Annotated in this window: 3 protein-coding genes; all 3 read left to right on the forward strand. The window is 69.4% G+C overall.

The features are described from left to right. Positions 1 to 526: substrate-binding domain-containing protein (locus tag AB0G02_RS38070; RefSeq protein WP_360804733.1), on the forward strand; the 526-nt coding region annotated here is incomplete at its 5' end. A gap of 3 nt (positions 527 to 529) precedes the next feature. Then, positions 530 to 1,564, forward strand: a complete 1,035-nt coding sequence (locus AB0G02_RS38075; RefSeq protein WP_360804736.1) for an ABC transporter permease — start codon at positions 530 to 532, stop codon at positions 1,562 to 1,564. Further along, a partial coding sequence (locus AB0G02_RS38080; protein ID WP_360804739.1) for an ATP-binding cassette domain-containing protein occupies positions 1,561 to 1,829 on the forward strand: 269 nt, incomplete at its 3' end. The genes AB0G02_RS38075 and AB0G02_RS38080, both read left to right, overlap by 4 nt.

Here is a 1,829-nt window from a genome sequence, read left to right on the forward strand (position 1 = left end):
GGTGTCGGTGGACGTGCAGCGCTACCAGGGTTTCCTGGAGGGATTCGGCGTCGACGTGCGGGACGTGAAGCGGATCGGTGACGAGAGCGACCCGCGGATCGTCGGACACGACGTCACCGACGGCGCCCCCGAGGGCGGCCGGACCGCGATGGAGAACCTGCTCCAGAAGGACCCGGGCGTGAACCGGGTCTACACGATCAACGAGCCGGCGGCGGCGGGCGCGTACGAGGCGCTCAAGGCGGTGGGCAAGGAGAAGGACGTCACGATCGTGTCGGTCGACGGTGGCTGCCCCGGCGTGCAGAACGTCAAGGCGGGCATCATCGGCGCCACCTCCCAGCAGTACCCGTTGAAGATGGCGCAGCTGGGCGTGGAGGCGATCGCGAAGTTCGCGAAGGACGGCACCAAGCCGCAGAACACCGCAGGCAAGGACTTCGTCGACACCGGCGTCACGCTGATCACCGACCAGGCCGCCACCGGCGTGGAGTCGAAGGACTCCGCCTGGGGCCTGCAGAACTGCTGGGGCTGAGCCATGTCGACCACCCTGCCCCAGGGCCGCTCGACCGGCGGCAACCCGCTCGACGAGGCCAAGCGCTCACCGCTGACCCGGCTCCAGCACCTGTTGCACGCGCAGGCGACCATCGGTCCCGCCGTGGTGCTGCTGGCCTCGGTCGTGGTGTTCGCGGTGCTGTCGGAGCGGTTCCTCACGCCGGGCAACATCTCGCTGATCCTCCAGCAGGTCGCGGTCGTCGGCACCCTCGCCGTCGGTCAGACCATCGTCATCCTCACCGCGGGCATCGACCTGTCCTGCGGGGCGGTGATGGTGCTGACCTCGATCGTGATGGCCAAGGTCGCCGCCGACACCGGGCTGCCCGGCCTGCCCGCGCTGCTGCTCGGGTTCCTGGTCGGCACGCTGTGCGGTCTGCTCAACGGGGTGCTGGTGACGCGGTTGAAGCTGCCGCCGTTCATCGTCACCCTCGGCACGCTCAACGTGTTCTTCGCGCTGAACCTCTGGTACTCCGAGAGCGCCACCATCCGCGGCACCGACATGCCGTCGCTGCTGTTGTGGACCGGCCAGACGATCAACCTCGGCGGCACGCGCATCACCTACGGCTCGATCATGATGGTGGTGCTGGTCGCCGCGATGGCGTTCGCGTTGAAGAACACCGCCTGGGGTCGGCACGTCTACGCCACCGGTGACGACGCGGAGGCGTCGCGCCTGTCGGGCATCCGCACCGGCCGGGTCCTGCTCAGCGTCTACGCGACGGCCGGCCTGGTGTACGCGCTGGCGGCGTGGGTGCTGATCGGCCGCATCGCCTCGGCCAGCCCGCAGGCGGGGCAGATGGACAACCTCGACTCCATCACCGCCGTGGTGATCGGCGGGACGAGCCTGTTCGGCGGTCGTGGCGCGATCGTGGGTTCGTTGATCGGGGCGTTGATCGTCGGCGTGTTCCGCAACGGTCTCGCGTTGGCCGGCGTGGACGTGCTGTGGCAGACGATGGCGGTCGGTGTGCTGATCATCGTGGCGGTGTCGCTGGACCAGTGGATCAGGAAGGTGAAGCCATGACCACCCCCGTGCTCCAGGCCCGGGGCCTGGTCAAGCGCTACGGCCGGGTCACCGCCCTGGCCGGCGCCGACCTCGAACTGCTGCCCGGTGAGATCCTGGCCGTGATCGGGGACAACGGGGCTGGCAAGTCCAGCCTGATCAAGGCCCTGTCGGGAGCCGTGGTCCCGGACGAGGGCGACATCCTGGTCGACGGCGAGCCGGTGTCGTTCAGCACGCCCCTCGACGCCCGGGAAGCGGGCATCGAGACGGTGCACCAGTCGCTGGC

This window comes from Actinosynnema sp. NPDC023658 (genome assembly GCF_040639995.1).
In the GTDB taxonomy this organism is placed as follows: Bacteria; Actinomycetota; Actinomycetes; order Mycobacteriales; family Pseudonocardiaceae; genus Actinosynnema.

Coding starts and splice junctions, on each gene's coding strand:
- AB0G02_RS38075 (WP_360804736.1), top strand. CDS start 530: ATGTCGACCACCCTGCCCCAGGGCCGCTCGACCGGCGGCAACCCGCTC.